Annotated in this window: 19 protein-coding genes and 1 pseudogene; 18 read left to right on the forward strand and 2 right to left on the reverse strand. The window is 36.4% G+C overall.

The window, feature by feature from the left end; translation table 11 throughout:
* Nucleotides 1-85: 85 nt before the first annotated feature.
* The 7 genes from ASU02_RS10850 (at nt 86) to nikR (ending at nt 5,807) form a co-directional block, all read left to right on the forward strand.
* The gene (locus ASU02_RS10850) at nt 86-742 is read left to right on the forward strand and encodes an HAD family hydrolase (protein ID WP_057763564.1); all 657 of its coding nucleotides are present in this window, start codon (nt 86-88) and stop codon (nt 740-742) included.
* Nucleotides 743-1,098: 356 nt separating this feature from the next.
* Nucleotides 1,099-1,467, forward strand: coding sequence for a DUF4181 domain-containing protein (locus tag ASU02_RS10855; protein WP_057763439.1), 369 nt, complete (start codon nt 1,099-1,101; stop codon nt 1,465-1,467).
* Nucleotides 1,468-1,677: 210 nt separating this feature from the next.
* Nucleotides 1,678-2,118 (forward strand): NUDIX hydrolase, encoded by a 441-nt coding sequence (locus tag ASU02_RS10860; RefSeq protein ID WP_198317427.1) that lies wholly within the window; start codon nt 1,678-1,680, stop codon nt 2,116-2,118.
* A 112-nt stretch (nt 2,119-2,230) separates the two neighbouring features.
* Nucleotides 2,231-2,665, forward strand: coding sequence for an aminoglycoside 6'-N-acetyltransferase (gene aac(6'), locus ASU02_RS10865; protein ID WP_057763441.1), 435 nt, complete (start codon nt 2,231-2,233; stop codon nt 2,663-2,665).
* Between the two features lie 255 nt (nt 2,666-2,920).
* A complete protein-coding gene (locus ASU02_RS10870) occupies nt 2,921-3,379 on the forward strand; it encodes a VOC family protein (RefSeq protein ID WP_057763442.1) in 459 nt (152 codons plus the stop codon).
* 414 nt (nt 3,380-3,793) lie between these two features.
* Nucleotides 3,794-5,170: a DUF5667 domain-containing protein gene (locus ASU02_RS10875; RefSeq protein WP_057763443.1), complete on the forward strand. Its 1,377-nt coding sequence runs from the start codon at nt 3,794-3,796 to the stop codon at nt 5,168-5,170.
* 217 nt (nt 5,171-5,387) lie between these two features.
* The gene (gene nikR, locus ASU02_RS10880; protein ID WP_057763444.1) at nt 5,388-5,807 is read left to right on the forward strand and encodes a nickel-responsive transcriptional regulator NikR; all 420 of its coding nucleotides are present in this window, start codon (nt 5,388-5,390) and stop codon (nt 5,805-5,807) included.
* Between the two features lie 138 nt (nt 5,808-5,945).
* On the opposite strand, the gene ASU02_RS10885 is transcribed toward nikR, so the two are convergent.
* Both ASU02_RS10885 and ASU02_RS10890 read right to left on the reverse strand, forming a co-directional pair.
* Nucleotides 5,946-6,797, reverse strand: coding sequence for an alpha/beta hydrolase (locus ASU02_RS10885; protein ID WP_082631758.1), 852 nt, complete (start codon nt 6,795-6,797; stop codon nt 5,946-5,948).
* A gap of 19 nt (nt 6,798-6,816) precedes the next feature.
* Nucleotides 6,817-8,436, reverse strand: a complete 1,620-nt coding sequence (locus ASU02_RS10890; RefSeq protein ID WP_057763446.1) for a PucR family transcriptional regulator — start codon at nt 8,434-8,436, stop codon at nt 6,817-6,819.
* Nucleotides 8,437-8,968: 532 nt separating this feature from the next.
* Here ASU02_RS10890 and ASU02_RS10895 point away from each other — a divergent pair.
* The 11 genes and pseudogenes from ASU02_RS10895 (at nt 8,969) to pdxR (ending at nt 22,584) form a co-directional block, all read left to right on the forward strand.
* Nucleotides 8,969-10,336, forward strand: a complete 1,368-nt coding sequence (locus tag ASU02_RS10895) for a hypothetical protein (protein WP_057763447.1) — start codon at nt 8,969-8,971, stop codon at nt 10,334-10,336.
* A gap of 24 nt (nt 10,337-10,360) precedes the next feature.
* Nucleotides 10,361-11,584 (forward strand): amidohydrolase family protein, encoded by a 1,224-nt coding sequence (locus tag ASU02_RS10900; RefSeq protein WP_057763448.1) that lies wholly within the window; start codon nt 10,361-10,363, stop codon nt 11,582-11,584.
* Nucleotides 11,585-12,106: 522 nt separating this feature from the next.
* Nucleotides 12,107-13,828 (forward strand): annotated as a pseudogene (fdrA, locus tag ASU02_RS26975) (acyl-CoA synthetase FdrA); the annotation flags it as partial.
* 30 nt (nt 13,829-13,858) lie between these two features.
* The gene (locus ASU02_RS26980) at nt 13,859-15,109 is read left to right on the forward strand and encodes a YlbE family protein (RefSeq protein ID WP_408607265.1); all 1,251 of its coding nucleotides are present in this window, start codon (nt 13,859-13,861) and stop codon (nt 15,107-15,109) included.
* On the forward strand, nt 15,109-15,957 hold the full coding sequence (locus tag ASU02_RS10915) for a DUF2877 domain-containing protein (RefSeq protein ID WP_057763449.1): 849 nt from the start codon (nt 15,109-15,111) through the stop codon (nt 15,955-15,957). Before ASU02_RS26980 ends, ASU02_RS10915 begins: the two co-directional genes overlap by 1 nt.
* 25 nt (nt 15,958-15,982) lie before the next feature.
* Nucleotides 15,983-16,945 (forward strand): carbamate kinase, encoded by a 963-nt coding sequence (arcC, locus tag ASU02_RS10920; RefSeq protein ID WP_057763450.1) that lies wholly within the window; start codon nt 15,983-15,985, stop codon nt 16,943-16,945.
* A gap of 230 nt (nt 16,946-17,175) precedes the next feature.
* On the forward strand, nt 17,176-18,396 hold the full coding sequence (locus tag ASU02_RS10925; RefSeq protein ID WP_057763451.1) for a dicarboxylate/amino acid:cation symporter: 1,221 nt from the start codon (nt 17,176-17,178) through the stop codon (nt 18,394-18,396).
* Nucleotides 18,397-18,879: 483 nt separating this feature from the next.
* The gene (locus ASU02_RS10930) at nt 18,880-19,584 is read left to right on the forward strand and encodes an ankyrin repeat domain-containing protein (protein WP_082631761.1); all 705 of its coding nucleotides are present in this window, start codon (nt 18,880-18,882) and stop codon (nt 19,582-19,584) included.
* 94 nt (nt 19,585-19,678) lie between these two features.
* Nucleotides 19,679-20,656 (forward strand): DUF4822 domain-containing protein, encoded by a 978-nt coding sequence (locus ASU02_RS10935; RefSeq protein WP_057763452.1) that lies wholly within the window; start codon nt 19,679-19,681, stop codon nt 20,654-20,656.
* 199 nt (nt 20,657-20,855) lie between these two features.
* Nucleotides 20,856-21,050 carry a hypothetical protein gene (locus tag ASU02_RS10940; RefSeq protein ID WP_057763453.1) on the forward strand — a complete coding sequence of 65 codons (195 nt, stop codon included), beginning with the start codon at nt 20,856-20,858 and terminating at the stop codon, nt 21,048-21,050.
* Between the two features lie 85 nt (nt 21,051-21,135).
* The gene (gene pdxR / locus ASU02_RS10945; protein WP_057763454.1) at nt 21,136-22,584 is read left to right on the forward strand and encodes a MocR-like pyridoxine biosynthesis transcription factor PdxR; all 1,449 of its coding nucleotides are present in this window, start codon (nt 21,136-21,138) and stop codon (nt 22,582-22,584) included.
* The last annotated feature ends 646 nt before the right edge of the window (nt 22,585-23,230 follow it).

The raw sequence follows: 23,230 nt of genomic DNA on the forward strand, positions 1-23,230 counted from the left end.
TCATAATATGGCGTAAGAGTTAGAGATGGTAATTTCTAATAAAATGAGAGAAAGGCTGGGAAGGTATTTGGAAGATTATAAAGCAATGATATTCGATTTAGATGATACCTTGCTTAATAGGGATAAGGCAGTAGATAAACTGTTTTTAATAATTTTAGAAAAGTGTTATGTGAATGTTAAACATTCAGTGAAAACAGAGATGCTGCGGAAATTCAAGGAATATGATAACAAAGGCTACGGCTGTAGTGATAAAACAAAAGTTTTGGAATCATTCTTTGATGAATTTCCACCAAAATATAGATTGCCGCACAATGACATTCAAGACTTTTGGAATAATCATTTTCCTCAGTGTTTTTCTGCAAACCCGAATACTATAAATATCGTAAATGCTATAAAGAAGCAAGTTAAAGTGGCTATTATAACAAACGGCTCCACACAGAGGCAAAAGGCTAAAATTATTAATACTCAATTAAATAGTTGTTTTGATAAAATAATAATTTCTGAAGAAGTGGGAATTAGTAAACCTGACAAACGCATATTTGAATTAGCATTAAATAAGCTTAATGTGCAGCCGGAAGCCGCATTATTCGTTGGCGATGACCTGGAAAAGGATATTGGAGGCTGTCAAAATGCAAATATAAAAGGCATATGGTTCAATCCTCATAGGGTCAAGAATAATACCGAAATAAAACCATATGCCGAAATCAATTCTTTGGATAGATTATTAAGCTATCTTACATAATAAATAGTTTACTTCACAATATTTTTATAATGAGTAAGCAATATTAATGATTATCGAAAAAAGAAGAAAAGGTAGAACTTAATAATATTGAAAAGATGTGTTATGACTAAATCGTTGTTGGACTACCGTGAGCTTTAGTTTAAAGTGCATTATTTGGAAATTAAAACTCAAAAACTATAGAACTTGATAACCCCCCCAGATTTTCTGCTTAGTAGAAAAATCAGGGGCTTTTTAATTACAAAAATGTATTAGTGTACAAATTTGAAGGGAAGGCGGTACCATTTTTACAAGTAGCAAAATAATTTGATAAGACAATTGGAAATTTTATGACATAATAAGAACAAAGGGGGGAGAAGGTGAAATTTTTTGTGTTTCTAATTGTCCTTATTATTTTGGCATTCTTATTAGAAAAAGTATTAAATAAATTGTTTGGTGTACAAAGGATAAAGCTTTCAGAAACAACTGCTAAGAATGTTGATCGATGGAGAAGAGGTATTATTGTAGGTATTTGTTTATGCTCTTTCCCGTTTATTATTAATAGTATTATCAGCATAAAGTGGTTTTGGATAGTATTTCTTATTCTTTCATCGGGTTCTGAATCCCTTTTGGAGTGGATATACATTAAGAACTCAAAGCAGTATATTACCACACTTATCTTTCTGATTTTAGGGTTAATTATTATTTATCATGTTGAGCACATTCTTTCAATTTTGGGCTGGAATTAGACATGTTGAACTTTTGAACATAGAGTTTCTTAAAATAAAAGATGCCTTAGGATAAGAAAGGTCGGCAGTACATATTGAAGCAAACATTGGAAGAGTAACCGTTTGAGCAGAGGCCATTTCCATTGGGATTGCGATTTAATAGAGAAATATGAGAAGGTTATTAAGAAATTTTATAGAAAGACTATGCATACGAATCAGTGAGGTGAGATGTTGGAGATACAGTTTTATGATTTAGGTTCTATAAATGAGGATGAGTTAAAATTTGCAGTAATAAGTGCTGTTCATAAAGGAAAGTGGGTTTATGTTAGACATAAGGAGCGAACATCGTGGGAAATTGCTGGTGGTCATAGGGAACCAGGAGAAACAATCGAGGAAACTGCTAAAAGGGAGCTATTTGAAGAAACTGGGGTTATTGATTATGAATTAATTCCCATTTGCGACTACTCGATGAAATATGCTGCTGTTAGTGGAAAAGGAAGGCTATTCTTTGCAAAGATAGAGGAGTTTGGTCAATTACCCAATTCAGAGATAAGCGAGGTAAAATTGTTTGATAATCCACCAATAAATCTAACCTATTTAGAGATTCAGCCAAAATTATATGAAAAGACACTGGATTTTATTAAAGATTGCGAAGTTAGGTACATATGTTAACGGGTGTGTTTATGTTAGGACAATTAATCATTTTATAAGACTGCAGCCAAGTCATAATTGTTAGATTGTATAGAAAAAAGCTTAATTTATTAGGATGCTGGGAGGTTTTTAAATGATAAAAGCGGCTACGTTACAAGATACAAAAGCAGCTGCACACCTAGCTTTACTGCTTTGGCCAGATCACACATTAGAAGAATTTATTCAAGAAATGACGCATATTATAGCGCAGCCAGATGCAAAGGTTTTTTTATACTATCATGAAGGCGAAACGGTTGGGTTTGCGCAATGTCAACTGCGATATGATTATGTTGAAGGGACAAGTTCAAGTCCGGTAGGATACTTAGAGGGACTTTACGTAAAAGATGAATATCGTAAACTAGGTTTTGCTAAAAAATTAGTGAATGCTTGTGAGAATTGGGCTAAAAAAAGAGATTGTGATGAATTTGCTAGTGATTGTGAATTAAAAAATGAGGAAAGCTTAGCAATGCATCTTAAATTGGGATTTAGTGAAGTAAATCGTATTATTTGTTTTAAAAAAGATTTATAAGTATTGAAGAAAATTAGGATTTTCTGAGATAAAAAATATTACGAATAACGATCTTCCGTAATCGGGCGCAATTCGCAGAAAGAATTACGCTCTTTCTTTATTTACAGGAGCATTTTCATGAAGAAGAGGGTTCTGAATGATAATCGGTCTTCCCCTACAACTAAAGTTGTATACCATTTCATACTTATATTGGATGGAGTCATGTTCGGTTACTGATATATTTTTGGTAAGAAATAAAGAAAAGGGGTTAAGAAAATGATTAAAGGATTGTATGAAGCGCATTTGCCTGTAAGTAATCTTAAACAGTCAATAGATTTTTATAAAAATTTAGGTTTGGAAATTGCCTATCAAACTGAAAAACTAGTCTTCTTTTGGATTGAAAAGGGGAAAAGCTGGATAGGATTATGGGAAACAGAAAAATCAACAACTCCATATCATCCTTCTTTAAGGCATATTGCACTGCAAATTGATATTGAAAGTATGCAAGATGTAAAAGAATGGCTTGAACTAAAGGGAGTAAAAATTAATACCAATTTTGGATTTCCACCAGAACAACAACCACTTGTTCTGCCTAATTACCCTAATGCTCATGCCGCAATTTATTTTTTAGATCCTGATGGGAATAGTCTCGAATTAATTGCTCCTTTAAATTTGGATTGTAAAGAACCATTTGAAATGATGACATTAGAAGAATGGAATAAACAAAATAGATAGTTTTAATTTAACATACCAGCTAATATAAGCTTCTTATTTATTCAAGAAATTGGCGCGATTATAGAATAACTTTAAGGTTTAACCACCTATGCTGTCATATTTTATAGTCAGTAAGATATCTGCGTTAAAATTCACCAATCCTTTTAACCCCCCTGCTAATCAGCATGGGGGTTATTCTGTTAGAGGCTTTAAAATTTATTAGCTTAATTGTCATTTAACGATAATAAAAACGGGGAACCTCTTCTTTATATTTATTGAATGGCTATTTACTTTGTACTTAGGTTTTGTTGAGCTGTAAAATAACCCCATAATAAATTTCGAGAAATTATTTTAACTTTTTTTAGATTTACCGCCACAAACTTGTCTGCTTTTGTCGAAGGGTATATTGAAAATGACATTAGGAGGAAACAATCTATGAAAATTAAAAAATCACTATTAAGCGGTGCAGCAGCATCAGCACTTATTCTTTCTTCTTTAGGAACAAGCGCTGTATATGCAAATGAGGATACAGCTGAAACAGCCACACCAGTTACGGAAGAAACAGTTAAGGTTGATGTAAACGATGGAGCGACAGCGGTAGAAGAGAATTTAGCTGATGGGGAAACTGCTGTAGAAGATAAGGTTTCAGAAGAAGTGGCTACGGATGAGGAAGTTGCAGCAGAGGAAGAAGCAACTGAAGAAAATTCTGCTATTGAAGAAGAAGCAGGTGACACAGAAACAGCAGAAGAAACGGATCAGAAACAAGAAGAGGCACCAGCTTTAGTTCCTGGGGATTTCTTCTACTTTGTAAAAACGATGATGGAAAAAGTAAGACTTGCTGTAACAGTTGATGATTACAAGGAAGCTCGTCTATTAGCAGATTTTGCTGCTGAGCGTATTGCTGAAGCAAATGCATTGCTTGCAGAGGGAAAAACTGATGAGGCAACAGCACTTTTAGAAGAGGCAATCGCTACTCAAAAGGAAGCTACTGACAGTTTAGCAGAATCAGAAGAAATTGCTGGTGAAGATACAGAAGCAACAGAGGAAGCTGCTAATGAAACTGAAGTAACTGAAGACCAGGCGTCTGAAGACACAGAAGCAACAGAAGAAACAACGGAAGGCGAAGAAGTTGCAGCAGAAGATGAAAAAACAGAAGTTGCAAAAGAAGATGAAAAGACAGAAGATGAAGTAGAAGCGAAACTTGCTCAAAACATTGATGCATTAGCTGCAGCATTGTCACATGTTAAAAATCCGAAAGCTCAATTAGCACTAATGAAAAATATTCAAAAGTCTTTTGCGAAATTAGACAAAAAACTTGCAAAGCTTGAAGCAAAAGCAGAAAAATTCGCAGTTGAAACTACTGAGGATGATAAAGCAGTTGAGGAAGAAGAGGCAGTAAATACTGAAACTGCTGCTAAAGATGAAACTGTTGCTACAGAAGAAACCCCTGCAGAAGAAGCAGAAAAGGAAACAGCAGTTGAGGAAGCAGTAACTGAAGAACCAGCAGTTGAAAAGGCAACAGAGGAAACAGCGGTAGAAGAAACTGAAACAGAAGAACAAGCTGAGACTGCTGCTGCAGAAGAAACTAAAAAAATGAAGAAACCTGCTGTTGCTCCAGGATTAGCTAAGAAAGAAGAGGCAAAGGCTAAGGCTGCAGAAAAACGTGCTGAAGGACAGGCAACAGCTGCTGCTAAAAAGCAAGAAGCTCAAGAAAAGCAAGTTGTTAAACAACAACAAGTAAATGAAAAGAAACATAACGGCCAAAATAAAGGCGCTGAAAATAAGAAAGACCATGGCAAAGGAAACGAATAATACATTTCATAGACCTAGTACTCCGAGTACTAGGTTTATTTTTTTTGCCTAGTAGTTGAGGAAGCAAATCTTGTATTAAACCATAGTGTAATGGGCAACGATAATATCCGGGATCAATTCATTTGATTACTCTCATTCAAGAAAAGGACGCTTTCTGCAGCAAGATCTTTTGGAGGGGCTTAGTGCTCCCTAGTCTGTGATAAGGAGAGAGGATGCTGTGGAAGATTCTTCACTAAAGAGATTTGGTGTTTCAATGGAGGCTCATTTGCTTCGAAAGTTTGATTGTTTAGTGATGCAGAAAGGATATGTGAATCGATCTGAAGCCGTTCGGGACCTTGTACGAGATGCTCTTGTTCAGCAGTCATGGGAAAAGGAAGATCAAACAGTAGCAGGGAGCATCGTATTATTTTACAATCATCACCAAAGAAATCTGCTTGATGAGCTAACAAAAATTCAACATGATATGCATGATAATATCCTGGCTACTACACATTTTCATCTGGATCATTCTAGCTGTCTTGAGCTCATTATCGTAAAGGGAAAAGCAAAAGAGATCCGGCTTCTAAGCAATAAACTGACGATTTTAAAAGGTGTCGAATATGGAAAATTTACAGTGGCACCAGTTGAACATGTGTAAATGGCTTCCTCGGTAAAAAAATAATAATGAAGGCTAGTTCTCCTCAATTAAAAATAATAAGTGCCTGTACTGCCGAAAATTTGTAAGATATCCACTCAACAAATTTTTGGCAATGCAGGCACGTTTTTTTATAATTTATTAGACGGTTTCCAGCCATTTAATCATTTTTACATACAATTGTTGTGCCTCTGGCAAATGGGTATTTCTGTCATAATCATGTTCTAGTCCATTGACTGTAAAGAGTTCATTATCAGGTATAATCTCAGATAAGCTATCTGTAATTTCATAGGGAACATCTTGATCAGCTGTACTTGCGGTTAAGAAAGTGGGCGGTAATGTTAATAATTCATCTTTAGTTAGAGAATAGTTTACTAATGATTCATTTGGATTGACCAGTTGATATACCCATTTACCAGTCTGGCGATAATAAACATATAGGGCATATCTTTTTTCGATTGACCCATTCACGAGGGGGGGACCTCCAATTAATCTTGTTAATGCCGAGGTTTCCAGCCTAGGGAATTTTAAATAATGCTGACTGGGACCTTTAAAAGAACTATTCATTAAAGAATGATATCCATATAAACTGACGATTGCTTTTGGTCTCTGCTGAAGGTAGCCCTTATTTAATAAAAAACATAAAAAGGCACCGCTGGACCTGCCGAATAAAATATACTCGTTTGTTTGAATCCCAAATGCGGGGATGGCATGTTCTAAAAACCAATTGACTCCATTCGCAGCACTTTGGATGATTTCACTTAATTTCGATTCAGGTGCTAATGGATAATCTAGAGTGAAGAAATCATATCCAGCATCTAACAGTTGATTGATATAGACTTCAGGTAAATCAAGTCTATTTCCATATACTAATCCTCCGCCGTGTATATAGATAATCGTTTTTTCCTTTCTATTTGTTTCAGATCTTATAAATGTTGCTTCTAATGCAAGATTTTGAATTTCTCCATATTTTATTGTCATTTTATTACTCATAAAATTGACAGCCTTTCTGTTATAAAGTTTTATCTATAAACTCAAGTAAGCGCAAGCCAATATTAATTTGCAAAAGTTCCTCGGGATTCTCAAAATTAATATTAGCTAGTTTTATAAGCCGTTCAATTCTGTACTTTGCCGTTTTTGGATGAATGAATAGCTCCTCTGCAGTCGTTTTGAAGTTTTGGTTATGATCTAGAAAAACCCTTAATGTCTTATTAAGTTCTGGTTTGTTTTTTTGAATTTCTAAGATTTTTTCAGGTACAAATTTTATTAATTCATCAATATTATTTGTTTCCAAAAATAATTGGAAGATTCCTAAGTCCTTATAGGACATGATTTTGTTTTTTTGGCCAGTTAGTTTTAATATCTTTAAAATGTTGTTTGCTTGTTTATTTGCCAAGTGTAAACCAGTTACATTTGATTTATTGCTGATTCCTATATTAAAGACTAGCTGTGAATAATAGGATAAGGAAGTAAAAGAGTTGATGGCTACAGAGATTTTTTCGGAAAATTCTTGATCATCATCTGAATTACAAATAAGAAAGATAATCTTATCCTTTTTTACCAAACTTACAAATTTGCTCCAACGAATCGAGATATAATTCGATAAGGTATTTACGATGGATTCAGAATCCTCCCGCTTTACTTTCTTTCTATCGCCCTCCACTGAAAGGTCAATGATGACGAGATGGATATTGTCTTTCTTGCTTAGATTTAGGAAATGCAATATTTCTGCTAATTCTTCCTCTGTTTGATATCGTGCATAGATTAAGTCATTAATGATCTCATTTAAATGACTCAGGTTCTGCTGCTTCAATGCATACTTCTTTAGCAGTTCCATTTGAAGAGAGCTTACTGTATTTTCTATAGCCATAAAATCCTCTTCAGTTGTCTCCTGATTTAATTCATGGATGATTAATCGATAAACATCCGTTCCCAGTGAAGGGATTTCTACAGATAATTGGGAAAGGTGTTGAGTTGATAGATCTGTATGTGTAACCACTTGTCTTTGATATTCAAAATTAATATAGCGATTTTTAGCCAGTTTGGTCGACTTACTTACATGAAAGTCCCCTAATTCTAAGTTTATACTTCTGTATATAATGGAATTGTTTTTTAAAAGACTGACAGGATTAGGGATAAGTTCCTCCAATAAAGCAAGTATATCTTTTAATCGCGGTTCTCGAAGTGCCATATTTGTGAATTGATTGCTAATCATGTAATAGCGGTCTAGCAGAACTTTATTTTTATTAATTAACGTTTCCATGACACTCAAAATAATGGCTTCGTACGGTGTGTCTTTTTGAATCTTTATCAGGGGTATTTGATTCACATTGCATTCCTCAATGAAATGTGCTGGAATCTGTTTTACTAAACGATCTAATTTAACAATGAAAGCTGCGATTCCTATCGAATTTGCTTTTATGAAAAAATCTTTCGTTTCAGTCAATGAAAGATTTTCAAGCGCAAAGAAACTAGTTAAGCATACTTGTCCAAAGTTCCCCCAAGCTTCAATATCAGGAGCTTCCATAACCATTATCCCAGTAACTTCTTTTTGCAAGCCTTTCATTCCCGCAATAAGCTCGGATTCATATAAAGATTCGAAGTCAAGTATATCTCTAACTGTTAATGGCATATCTTTACCTCCCATCGAACGTAGAAGTAGTTTTTTATATACTAAACTAAATAAATATAAAAGAAAACTTTTTATCTTTTAATAATAAAAAAGACATTTCATTCATTTAGTCCCTTTGAGATAAAAATATACTCCTGACTCTATACATAGCGGATAAAGACGAATGTAATTGACAACGTTTACAATGAAGTAGGGTCATCATAATGAATCACTCCTTAAAGTTGAGATTTTCCTCGGATCATTTCGTCATACTTTGTGAGTGGCAATTATAACAATTGATCGGTTAAAAACACTGCTCAAGCACTTAGTGTATGATCGATCTCGTATTTACTTTATTCCTTAAATAGATACCATTTTTAAACGAACGGAGGTTCTAGATAGAAAGACGGAAATAAGCAAGCAGCTTTAAATCTTTCATTATGATGAATGTAATATTCTGAATTTTTTTCTTACTCTGTAAAGAAAATGCATTTCGGGTGTATTAAACGATTAGTATTTATTTTTATCCAACATTAAGAATGGAGGTCTCCAAATGGCATTTAAAAAGCGTAATCTTTATTCAATAACAGCAGCCATCCTATTTATGCTGATATCTGGATATCAAGTATTTGCTGCAGGAGTTGATGAGGTCAGCATTCCAACTCCAACGGGTTTTAAGGCGATTTTAGTCATTGTTCCAATCATTTTAATAATTGTACTCTTATTCATGAAAGTGGACATGCTGGTAGCGGGGTTTGCCGGCGGTGCATTAGCTATGTTAATAGGTGGCATTGGGATTGCACAGGCAAACGAAGAGTTTCTAAAGACAATCCCTCAAATGCTTTCTAATACTGTTCCAGTTGTAAACTCAGCCATTGCTATGGCCGTATTCGCATCTGGCGGGTATACTGCAGCTTTAAATCTAGTTCGCCGTAAAATTGGCAACAAAAATGAGTACATGGCAGCCTTTATTGTTATTTTACAAGCTGCTGCAACGTATATGTCTGGTGTTGGCGGCGGTACTGCGATGGTAATTGCTCCTTTAGCCTTTGCGGCAGTAGGTGCGATTCCTGAATTAATTGCGGCTATGTCTATTGCTACAGCTGCTGCATTTACAACTTCACCGGCGTCTCTTGAATCAAGCGTGGTCTCTAAGTTATCTGGTATCCCAGTTGCTGAATACGTGGGAACAATGAGATGGGTTACATTGCTATTTGCAGTGCTTGCAGTAGCGCTAGCTTTCTATGGCGCGAAGAAGCGGGGAAGCTTGTTCGTCAGCGAAGAAAGTGAAGAATATGCTGCAATGAACAATGGTCAATTATTTAAAATTACGATTCCTGCGATTTTTATGTTATTAGCGATTATTGTCGGACCATTTATTAATAAGGCGTTAGGTTATTCGCTCATTAATCCTCTTGTTTATACAATTGGTACTGTCGCATTAATTTTTGTCTGCACGAAATTTAACTTAAACCAGACTACAAATTCTCTAATAGATGGATCCATCTATATTCTTACGAGATTATTTCAAGTTGGTATTTTCCTAGCGTTTATCAACCTTATTAGTAATACTGGAGCATTCCAGGTTATTGCTAATGCGGCTGGAAATGCTCCAACAGCATTAGTCGTTCCTGCGGCTGTGTTAGCGGGTGTTTTAATTGGGATTCCTGCGGGAGCATTTGTTGGTTCTATCCTGGGGTTAGTCCTGCCGATCGCTGTATCATTAGGTTTTTCGCCTTTAGCGATAGGTTTTGTCACAATTGGTGTTGGAATGGGAAGTCAATTAAGTTTTGTTAACATAACCATGCAAGCATTATCTGCCGGTTTCAAACTTCCTATTATAGAAGTAGTAAAAGGCAATGGTAAGTGGGTTGGATCTGCAATAGCATTACTTCTTGTATTATCATTTATTTTATCTTAATAACCTTAAATGGAGGGAATTAATATGGATATCTTAATCAAAAAGGCACGACTTGAAGAAGGTGCAGAATTACAAGATGTAGCAATTAAAGATGGCAAAATAGCAGCTATTGGGCATGCGATTGATGCAGATGCGAAGCAAGTAATCGAAGCAAATGGCAAGGTATTGGTTCCTGGATTTATTGAAGGGCATATCCACTTGGATAAAGCATTAATTGCTGACCGCCTTCCGAATAAATCTGGAACATTAAAAGAAGCTATTGAGGTTACTGCAAAGTTAAAACCAACATTTACAAAAGAAGATATTTTAGATCGTGCACAACGTACAATTGAAATGTTAATCGTAAACGGTACGACTCATATTCGTACTCATGCCGAATTTGATCCTTCACAAGGCTTCACAGGATTTGAAGCGATCATGGAATTAAAGGAAAAATATAAGAGCTTTATCGATATGCAAGTTGTTGCATTCCCGCAAGAAGGAATTTTTAAAGCACCAGGAACAGAAGAAATGATGTTTCAGGCAATGGAAGCCGGTGCCGATGTAGTGGGAGGAATTCCATATAATGATTCTCCTGCAAAAGAACATATTGATTTGGTATTTGAAATTGCAAAAAAATATGGCAAACCAATTGATTTTCACCAAGACTTCAAAGACGATCCAGAAGGGATGACAATTGAATATATTTGTGAAAAAACAATTGCTGAAGGTTATGAAGGACAAGTTTCACTAGGTCACGTAACAGCATTAGGAGCAGTTCCTAAAAAACAATTAGAACCAATTATTGAAGGTCTAGCAAAAGCTCAAATTAGTATTATGTCTTTACCAGCTACTGATCTGCATATGGGTGGACGTAATGATGAATATAATGTTAGACGCGGTCTTACACCAATTCGTGCGTTACGAGATGGCGGAGTAAATATGTGTATCGCTACAAATAATATTCGTAATGCGTTTACTCCTTATGGAACAGGCGATCTTGTTCAAACAGCCATGCTAGCTATTCCTACAGCACACTTGGGAGGTGCAGCAGATTTACCGACTGTTTTACCAATGATCACAACCAACCCAGCTAAGGCTCTTGGTATAAAGGATTATGGAATTGTAGTTGGACACACTGCTAACCTAGTATTACTTGATACGGAATCTGTTACAAACGCTATTATTGATCTGCCAACACGATTGTTCGTTATTAAAGATGGAAGAGTTACAGTAAAGACTGAAAAAATAGTAACTATTTATCGATAATAAAATGATAAGTCCCTATTTGTTGCCTGAACATTTAGGGGCTTTTTTTAATCTAAAAGCTTTTTTAATTTGGCTCATTTCTAAAAGAATGTTGTTTTTTGAATAAATGATGTGAATGAAAACCGTTGGTAAATAAGGTTGGATGATTGGAGCGGAAGGTGCGAGATTCCTCGAAAATGCTGACGCATTTTCTTCGTGCGATGACTATTCACTGTGGTTTACTCAATGTCCTGCGGAAGGTGTGGGACAGGTGAGTCCCCGCAGGCGCTACGCGCTGAGGATGCTCAGCGCCCACCCCGCGGAAAGCGAGCATCCTGGAGCGGAAATCAACCTCTGCGAATTCAAGTGAAAAGCAACAACGTTTGCGAGAAAAGCCTTAATTGTCATTCAATTAAATCTATCACAGCAGGTTTTTATCTATAAGAGATAACATATGATTGTCTATTTTATCTTCATGTAGCGATGGAAACACTTACAGTCAACTTTATAATTAATACGAGAAAAGGAAAGGGGAATATTTTTATGCTGCACACAATTATTAAAGAAAATAGTTATCAAGATTCCATCAATTTGATGTTATTAACGAATTCTGTTAATGGTTTAGACGGAGTAAATAAAAGTTCCATCATGATGGGAACAGACGCAAATAAAGATATTTTTAGAAATTCCGGATTACTTACTCCTGAAGCAGAAACTGCAAAAGGGAATGATATGGTGATTGTTGTTGATACAGATGACGATGCTGTGATGAATCTGGTATTAGCAGAAACAGATCGTTTTCTAAATGACCTATCTGTAACTAAAGAGTCAGGCGGATTAAAGAGTGTGAAAAATTGGAAGGATGCCCTAGAAGCACTTCCTGATGCAAACTTAGCTCTATTCTCTATCCCTGGAGAATATGCTGCGGATGAAATTGAAAAAGCGCTAGACTATAACCTAAATGTGTTCTCTTTCAGTGATAATATTTCAGTTGCTGATGAAGTTAGACTTAAGAAAAAAGCGCATGAAAAAGGTCTATTGCTAATGGGACCTGACTGTGGAACAGGAATTATTTCAGGTATTCCAATGGCGTTTACAAATGTAGTAAACAAAGGAAATATAGGAATTGTTGGGGCTTCTGGAACAGGTATTCAAGAAGTAACTGCTATGATAGACAAATTAGGCGGCGGTGTCGTTCACGCAATCGGGACAGGCGGCCGTGATTTAAGTGATAAAGTGGGAGCAATTACGGTGAAGGATGCCATTGTTGGTCTAGAGCATCATGATGCCACTGAAGTGATTGTCGTCATTTCTAAGCCACCTGCTCCACAAGTAAGAAACGAAGTTGTCCAATTGCTTCACGATGTTAGCAAGCCGGTGGTAGCGATTTTCCTAGGAGAAAAACCTGATCACCATGAAGGCAGTGTGTACCTTGCACACACATTAGAGGAAACAGCAAGAATTGCTGTAGATCTAGCGAATGGACAGTCTGTAAAAGCAAATTATTACGAGCCTGCTGCTCATCAGGTAGAAAATCCTCTACCGGCGGGTAAGACAGTTAAAGGACTATATTCAGGCGGTACATTAGCTGCCGAAGCAGGTATGTTAATTTCTGAATCATTAGAATTAGGCGGATTGGTTAAAGAAGAGGGATATATCTTAAAGTCTCATGGTTTTGAAGTCATGGACCTTGGAGATGACATCTACACACAAGGTAAACCGCATCCGATGATGGACCCTGAAGTTAGAATGAACAAAATTAAAGAGTATTCAATGGATTCTTCTACTGGCGTGATTCTGCTAGATTGTGTATTAGGATATGGAAGTCATCCAGACATGGCTCAAGCATTAGCTCCGGCGATTAAAGAAGCCATTGCAGCAGCTAAAGCAGATGGAAGAGACTTGCATTTTGTAGGGACTGTAGTAGGAACCAAACAGGATCCACAGGACTTCAATCATGCTGTTGCCACATTAGAAGAAGCAGGTGTGATTGTTGAAGAGAGCAATGCAAAAGCTGTTCAATTAGCACTTAAATTTATGGGTAAAGAATTAGTTGAAGAGGACAAGCAAGTGATTCCTTACAGCAAAGAGAAAAATCCATTACCTGCACTTAGCTCAGCTGTTGATGAAATGCTAAATACGATGCCTCGGGTAATCAATATTGGTCTTGAAAGCTTTAATGAACCAATTATTAAATATGGCGGTCAAAGTCTTCAATTCAATTGGAAGCCTGTTGCAGGAGGAAATAAGAAGTTAATCAAGATCTTAAATGCTTTACGTAAAAAAGAAGAAGAAATCAATGCTTCAAATGAAAAGGTAATTGATAGAATTAAGAATTCTCAACCATTCCTTGTAGATGTAGTATCTGCAAAATCAGTTATTCCAGAACTAAATGGAAAAGTATTGCTTCATGCAGGCCCGCCAATTACTTGGGATGAAATGACTGGTCCAATGCAAGGTTCATGTATCGGGGCTTCATTATTTGAAGGCTGGGCATCTACGGAAGAAGAAGCAAGAAAACAACTTGAATCTGGAGAAGTTACTTTCATGCCTTGTCATCATGTTCATGCTGTTGGACCGATGGGCGGTATTACTTCAGCGAATATGGCAGTGCTAGTTGTAGAAAACAAAGTAGATGGCACGGTTGGTTACTGCACAATGAACGAAGGAATCGGTAAAGTTCTGCGTTTCGGTGCATATTCCCAAGAAGTAGTCGATCGCCTGCACTGGATGGCAAATGTTTTAGGACCAGTTTTAAGCAAAGCTATTAAACTTAAAGGTGACGGAATCAACCTAAATGTAATGATTGCAAAAGCCATTACAATGGGGGACGAATTCCATCAAAGAAACATTGCTGGATCTCTAGTTTTCCTAAAAGAAATCAGTCCATCGATTGTTAAGCTGGATATTGAAGACAGCACGAAGGAAGAAGTTATTCAATTCTTGGCTGATACGGATCAGTTCTTCTTAAATATCATGATGGCGACAAGTAAAGCAATCATGGACCATGCGAGAAAGATAGAAAGTGGTACTGTTGTTACTACATTAACTAGAAACGGCAAAAACTTTGGTGTTCGTATTAGCGGAATGGGAGATCAATGGTTTACTGCCCCTGTAAACACACCAAAAGGATTATATTTTACTGGATACTCAGAAGAAGATGGAAATCCTGATATCGGTGATAGCGCGATTACTGAAACAGTCGGCGTCGGCGGTATGGCAATGGTAGCAGCACCAGGAGTTACTAGATTTGTTGGTGCTGGCGGCTTTGAGGATGCATTAAGGGTATCTAATGAAATGGCGGAAATCAGTATTTCACATAACCCTAACTGGAGTATTCCAACTTGGGATTTCAAGGGAACTTGTTTAGGAATTGATATCAGAAAAGTTGTGGAAACAGGCATTACACCAATCATCAATACAGGTATTGCTCATAAAAAAGCTGGAGTAGGACAAATTGGTGCCGGAACAGTAAGAGCTCCTTTAGCATGTTTTGAAAAAGCGCTGGTAGCATATGCAGAAAAATTAGGAATCACAGTTGAATAATGATTTCTAATTCCTTAGAAATTGAATATGGGGTAAAGAGCAATTATTTACCCCATATTTTATATGAAAATTCTGTTGGGAACATTCACAGTGTTTTTCAAACCAGCTTTAATCTTGTATTTCATGACCAATTAGTGCATGTCGGGGCTTTAGGGACACCAGTTTCCGCATTTGGGGTTAATATTCCGGGAAACAGCCTTCAACAGCTGTTAGACAGAATTTCCGCAGGAAATTCTGTTCGATATGAGGATGGAAAAATCATGATTGATGCATTAAATCATGAGGCGAAGATCAAACTGGATAAGCTTTCAGAAGTAGATTTGCGGGTAAGCCGTCTTCCAATCGATAGGCTGGACGTAAAAAACAATGAAATTTTTAGACTAATCAATCAAATCGACTTCCTTGGGGATTCAGGTGTTATTCAATCTGCCAAAGAATCATCCATGCTAAATGAATTCATTTCTGCACAGCCAGATCATAAGAAGGTTAACAAAGCAATTATCGAACATTTTTTTGGCAGAGGAATTGGTTTGACTCCAAGCGGGGATGATTTTATTTCCGGTCTGATTATGGCAGAGTCATGCTTTTCAGAGGATTCATCTTGTAGAGAAGAGCTGAGTGAGTTCTTAAGTAGTCATTCAACCACTGATGTTAGTCGCAGTTACTACCAATGCCTGCTGAAGGGCTATGTTAGTGAAAGTTTTAAGCATCTACTAAACAATTTATCTGGAACGGTTGAAATTGCAAAAGCTAGAAGAATTGTGAAAAACGTAACAAACTACGGTCATACTTCAGGGATCGATACTTTATTTGGTATACAAGTGGCATTAAAGAAGCTGATACAGTAATGAAAATTTAAGGAGTGTTATATAGATGGGAAAAAAAATCGTCGTTGCACTAGGCGGGAATGCAATCTTAACTGATGACCCCACTGCACTGGGACAACAAAAGGTATTAAAGGAAACAGCTGAAAAACTAGTAGCATTAGTAAAACAAGGACATGAATTAGTGATCAGTCATGGAAATGGACCACAAGTTGGAAACTTGTTAAACCAGCAAATGAATGCAGACTCTGAAATAAATCCTGCATTGCCTTTAGATTCCTGTGTAGCCATGACTCAAGGCAGTATTGGATTTTGGCTGCAAAATGCTATGAATGAAGCGCTTAAAGAGGAAAATATTGATAAACAGACGGCTTCAATTATTACTCAATGCTTAGTTGATAAAGATGATCCTGCTTTTATGAATCCTACAAAACCAGTTGGTCCTTTTTTAACAGAAGAGGAAGCAAAAACTGTCGCGGAAAAAGATGGGTCCGTTTATATAGAAGATGCTGGAAGAGGATGGCGTAAGGTCGTTGCTTCACCAAAGCCGCTTGAAATTATTGAATACCCGATAGTAGAAAACCTTGTGAAGAATGGATTTATTACAATTTCAGCCGGCGGCGGCGGAATTCCAGTTATTAAAACAGAAGAAGGAATCAAAGGTATTGAAGCAGTAATTGATAAGGATTTCGCTGCGGCAAAACTTGCTGAACTTGTGAAGGCAGATTACCTGATTATTCTTACTGGTGTTGATTATGTGTTTATTAACTATGGGAAAGAAAATCAGAAAAAACTTGAGGACGTTACTCTTACTGAATTGAAGGAATATATCAATCAAAATCAGTTTGCAGCAGGAAGCATGCTGCCAAAAGTTGAAGCTGTTGTTAATTTCTTGGAGAATAGTCCAAATGCAAAGGCGGTTATTACTTCATTAGATAATATCGCAAATCTGAAAGATGAGCTAACTGGGACAGTTGTAAAGAATAACAATTATTTAGAGAATGCCATTTAGTTTGTCATACTATAATTCGAGTTCATTCTAAAAGTAGAGTAGTAGTTTAGAAATAAATTTTTTATCATGTTTTTCATCTGGGACTGGAGAAATATCTAATTGTGTAGTCTCCAGTTCTCTTTTTTTACAAAAATATTTAAAGTAAAAGCCGCTAAATAGATTGTAAATCTGAAAAAAATAAATTAAATTAATATGATCCAGACACTCTTATAAGATCTAGGAGAAAAAATATGAAAATAAGAATGAACATAACCACTCAGATTATTCTAGCGACTATTCTTGGCGTTTTATTTGGTGGATTCTTTGGGAAATTCATGACATCAATTGATGTCTTTGGAAATATATTTTTACGGTTGATTCAAATGTCTATTGTGTTACTAGTAATGGGACAGATTATTGAAGCAGTGGGAGGGTTAAATCCAAGGAAATTAGGGAAGTTAGGATTTAAAACTGTCATTGTTTTCATCACTTCATCTTTCTTGGCTGCCCTATTTGGTATGGCAATAGGAGTGCTATTTAAAATAGGGAAAGGGATTGATTCCACTCTGCTCTCGGACAATCCGCTGCCAGAAATCGGTACAGCAAGCTCTGTAGAAGATACGATTCTTAACTTTTTTCCTACAAATATAATTAGCTCTATGGCGCAAGGATCAATTGTGCAAGTTATTATTTTTGCCATCATTTTTGGACTCGCATTAAGTTATGTAAGATTAGATGATAAAGAAAACAAAATATTCCAAGGAACAGTACAATTTAATTCAGTAATCTTAAAATTGGTTACTTTAATCATGAAAATTGCACCAGTGGGAATATTTTTTATAATAGCCTCAACTATCGGAAGTATGGGTTTACAAGTTTTACTGCCATTGGCAAAGTACTTATTAATTTATTGTTTGGCCACTTTTATCTTTCTATTTATATGGTTTCTATTCGTTTCCATATACTGTAAAGTGAGTATGGTTAAATTAATCAAGAATATGGCTCCAATGTCTATCATGGCTTTAACTACTACATCTTCTGCTGTTACTCTGCCTATTGCTTTAAAGGATGCGAAGGAGAAGCTTGGAATTAGTGAAAGAATTACAAAATTGGTCCTTCCATTAGGAATGTCACTCAATAGTAACGGGTCAGCCATGCATATGGCGATTACATTAGTCACAATTTCACAGATTGCTGGAATTTCTTATTCAGGTGGCGAATACTTTTATCTTGTTATTTTAGCCACCTTAGCTTCCCTCGCAAATGCAGTTGTACCAGGTGCGGGATTAGTATCTTTATCTATTGTCGTTCCACAATTAGGATTGCCAATTGAGAGCATCGCTCTATTTGCTGGAGTAGAATGGTTTGTTGGCATGCTTCGGACCATTTTAAATGTTGATTCTGATACTTTAAGCGCATTTATTATTGCTAAAAGTGAAAATGAAATTGATTATAAGGTTTTCAATCAATAAATGGCTTTATCATTCAGTACCTAGGCTTAGAGCAAAGTCCAAGAGAAGGTTGTTAGAGTGATAGCACATGTAATGCGCTGTGCATGGTTAGCAGGGAATCTACAATTCTCGTTCATGGAATATTGATTGATAAGTCAGGTGCAGACGTTTCAAAGGTGAACGTCCCCATTAGAAAATTACCCTAAAATTGAAAGATGCCCTGCACCGAAATTTTTGGAAGCTGTTTGGGGAGCTGGATATCAATTCAATGTTAAATTAAATAAAAAGTTTAAAAGACCCGTCACAATGATGATGGGTCTTTTTTTATAAATATGAAGAAAATTTAAGAATAAGTTTATCTCATTTTAAGAAATAATTTAGAGGGAGTTTATAATTGTGCATTAACATAATAGAAGTAGTAACTTAGTTCATTAAGTAGATCTAAGAGTATTTATTTCAAGATAACAACAAAAAATAATAAAGAATGTTAGGCAGGTGAATTGGATGTGGAGGTGGCCAATTGTTATTGGAGGAATTCTCCTCCTTCAGGGATGTTCCTCAGATCATGTTGCAGAACCAAATACACAGGAAAAAGAGATAAGGGCAGAACTAGATAGGAATGAACAATTAATTCAAGCTGCAGAACGTAAGGAAACAGAAACAATAAAGAGATTGGTTGAGGAAGGTATCGATATAAATACAAAGGACTCAGAAGGACGAACGGCTATTATGATCGCAACTTATAATAATGATGTTGACACCGCTAAAGTCTTGATTAAAGCGGGGGCTGACGTCAACATTCAAGATAACTTGAAAAACAATCCTTTTTTATATGCCGGTGCAGAAGGATATGTTGAAATACTTAAGCTTACGATCGAATCAGGTGCTGATCCAACGATTACAAACCGGTATGGGGGGACTGCTTTGATCCCTGCTTCTGAACATGGATATGTGAATGTTATTAAAGAACTTCTTGCCAATACCGATACGGATGTTAATCATGTCAATGATCTTGGTTGGACGGCTTTATTAGAAGCCATTATTTTGAATGATGGAGACGAAAAACAGCAGCAAGCAGTACAATTGCTTATAGATTATGGAGCAGATGTGAACATACCTGATAAAAATAATGTAACCCCTTTGAAGCATGCACGTGAGAATGGGTTTAAAGAGATTGAACAAATTTTGCTGAAAGCAGGAGCAAAATAGCCAGATTCCAATCAGCAATCAAAAACGTAGAAACTATAAATAATAGGCACCAATGTAGATTACACTACAATCATAAAATGAGGAGTCGAAAAAAATGAACAAAAAAGCAAAAGCAATAGCAATATCTTCAATACTGCTCGGATGTACATTAGTATTAACCGGGTATAGTGGTGGTGCTAGCGCACAAGAAAATCATAGCAAACAGAAGCAAGAACGTGCTTTTAAAGAGTTGAAAAAGGAATATAAGTTAACCAAAGGTCAGGAAATGGCTAACATCCTTAGCAGTACAAATTGGCAAGGTACGAGAGTGTTTGACAAAAATAAGAATGACTTAACTAAAGAAAATGCAAACTTCATTGGTCTTGCGAAATATGATGGGAAATCAGGAAGATATGAATTTTTTGATGCTAAGACAGGTGAAAGCCGAGGTGATAAAGGAACATTCTTTATCACCAATGATGGGAAGAAGAGAATATTAATTTCAGAATCAATGAATTATCAAGCTGTTGTCGATATGACAAAACTAAATAAAGATGTTTTTACTTATAAGAGAATGGGAAAAGATGCTAACGGCAACGATGCAGAGGTATTTGTTGAACATGTGCCATATAAAGAAAAAGAGCTTTCCTTTACTGACCCTGACAAGCAGCTGGACACAGCTACGGGAGATATCGTGAAAGATATTGATGGAGATAAAATATTAGGCAGCACCCTTTGGAATGGAACAAAGGTACTAGACGAAAAAGGCAATGATGTAACAGCGTATAATACGATGTTTATAAGTTTAGCCAAATTTGATGATAAGTCTAATAAATATGAGTTTTTCAATCTTGAAACAGGGGAGAGCCGCGGCGATTTTGGCTACTTCGATATTGTACACGAGAATAAAATTAGAGCCCATGTTTCCATTGGCAATAATAAGTATGGTGCAGCTCTTGAACTTACAGAACTTAATAATAATAAATTTACGTATAAAAGAACGGGTAAAGACAAAGATGGGAAGAACATTACTGTATTCGTTGAACATGAACCTTATAAAGGGAATTTTAAACCAAAATTCAGTTTTAAATAAACGCCGAGAAAAATTGATTTGTCGTCAAGGGAGTGGTGAAATCCATTCCCTTTTTTGTGATTTGGAACTAGTGCTCCTTTCCTCCTTTTTAAAGTGGATGGCGAAAATTCTTCGAAAGTGGATGGGTCATTTCCTTATAATATATTTTATACTGATTACTTAAATATAGGGAGTTAAATATTTTTTATAGAGGTGGACGATGAAATTACTAATTGCTTTTGTCTTTATTATTTTGTTAATCGCCTTGGTTGGGACTTTAATGGTAACGAGGAAAACGGATGAAAAATATAGTGAAACGGCGAAAAAAAACACAGCTAACTTAACGTTAATATATGTTGCGGTTATTTTTCTATCTACTATCGCACTTGGTGTGTACATTAGCTTCTCAGGATAATTCAAATCGTGATCTAATTTTCGTTATAATAGATAAAAATAACGAAAATTAGTCTGCAATTTTGTATGGAAAGAGATGGAATGAAATGGACTGGAATCTTGATCGAAAAGCTAAAAAGCCAATATATAAACAAATTGCGGAGTTTATTGAAAACGGAATTGCTGATGGGACCTTTCCGCCAGATAAACCTCTTCCATCCGAGAGATACTTAGCGAAAGAGCTAAATATCAATAGAAGTACAGTTGTATCTGCCTATGATGAGCTTGAATCAAATGGTTTAGTTCAACGAATACGCGGAAGTGGCACGATGATAAGTCAGGATATCTGGGGGATAACGAAAAAACGCATCCCTAGTTGGAATAGATATATAGAAGCCGGTTCATTTTTGCCAAATTTGCCGCTCAACCAAAGAATACGAAAAGAGATGGAGGAGAAAAAGCTAATCAATCTTGCCAGCGGTGAATTATCAGAGGATCTCTTTCCAACGAGTGCATTAAGGGAGATTACGTCCACTCGCTCTTTTATCGGCCGGTTAGGTTATGATCATCCTCAGGGGAATGCAGTATTGAGGATGACCATTGCAAAGCATGTGAAGGAGCTGCGAAATATAGAAACAAATTCCTCCTCTATTTTAATTACTTCTGGAGCACAGCAAGCTTTGCATTTAGTTGTTCAATGCTTGTTAAAGCCAGGGGATGCCGTTTTAATAGAGGACCCGTCCTATCATTACAATCTTCCAATATTTCAAACAGCAGGTATAAAGACGTACTATTTACCGGTAAATGATGAGGGGATAGACACGGATGAGTTATTAGCATTGCATAAAAAACATCGCATTCGAATGATATTTTTGAATCCAGTATTTCAAAATCCAACAGGCACTTTGCTGAGAGAGAGTCAGCAGAAAGCCATTTTAGAAATATCTTCAGAACATGGCATTCCTGTAGTGGAGGATGATCCGTACAGTTTAATGGCGTTTAGCGGTGAAAGGGTTTCAACATTAAAGTCGATGGATACACATGGGAATGTCTTGTACATTAGTTCTTTATCAAAGGTTGTTGCGTCCGGTCTTAGAATTGGCTGGATTATCGGTCCAAGATCGGTAATAGAAAGATTATCTGATGCCAAACAGCAAATTGATTTTGGACATGCGAGCTTTACTCAATGGATTGCTAACGATTTTTTGGAATCAGCGCATTTCCATTCACATATTCAGAAATTAGTGAAGGAACTAGAAAAGCGGTGCGATCAAATTGTCTCTAGCCTTAATTACTTTTTAAAAGATCAAGTCGAATTTACGATTCCGCAAGGTGGAATCCATATTTGGTGTAAATTAAAAAGAGACGTAGACGAAATGAAGTTATTAGAAAATGCGATTAAGCAGGGAGTCATCTACGTACCAGGTACGACAATGGGATCCGAAAAAGGGTATGTGCGATTTACTTTTGCCAGAGAAAAAGAAAAGGCGATTGAGGAAGGAATCAGGCGTTTTGCTGATGCACTAAATGCAGCTAAGGGAGCTGTCATAAAATAGAGGTTTATTGGACTTAATCTCTAAATAATGATGGAGTCTCATAGAGGAGGTATATGGGACTTCATTCTAGAAAAAAATCTGGTGGGTTAGTCTCGTAGAAAGGTCCTATGAGACGATTCTCCGAAAAAGCTTAAGGAAAAGTCCCATAGAAAGGTCGTATGAGACGATTCTCCGAAAAAACTTAAAGAAAAGTCCCATAGAAAGGTCGTATGAGACGATTCCCCGAAAAAGCATAAGGAAAAGTCCCATAGAAAGGTCCTATGAGACGATTCCCCGAAAAAGCATAAGGAAAAGTCCCATAGAAAGGTCGTATGAGACGAATCCCCGAAAAAGCATAAGGAAAAGTCNNNNTCTATGAGACGATTCCCCGAAAAAGCATAAGGAAAAGTCCCATAGAAAGGTTCTATGAGACGATTCCCTGAAAAAGCTTAAGGGAAAAGTCCCATAGAAATGCCCTATGAGACGATTCCCTGAAAAAGCATAAGGAAAAGTCCCATAGAAAGGTCCTATGAGGCAATTCCCCGAAAAAGCATAAGGAAAAGTCCCATAGAAAGGTCCTATGAGACGAATCCCCGAAAAAGCATAAGGAAAAGTCCCATAGAAAGGTCGTATGAGACGAATCCCCGAAAAAGCATAAGGAAAAGTC

Source organism: Cytobacillus praedii (assembly GCF_001439605.1).
Lineage (GTDB): Bacteria > Bacillota > Bacilli > Bacillales > Cytobacillaceae > Cytobacillus > Cytobacillus praedii.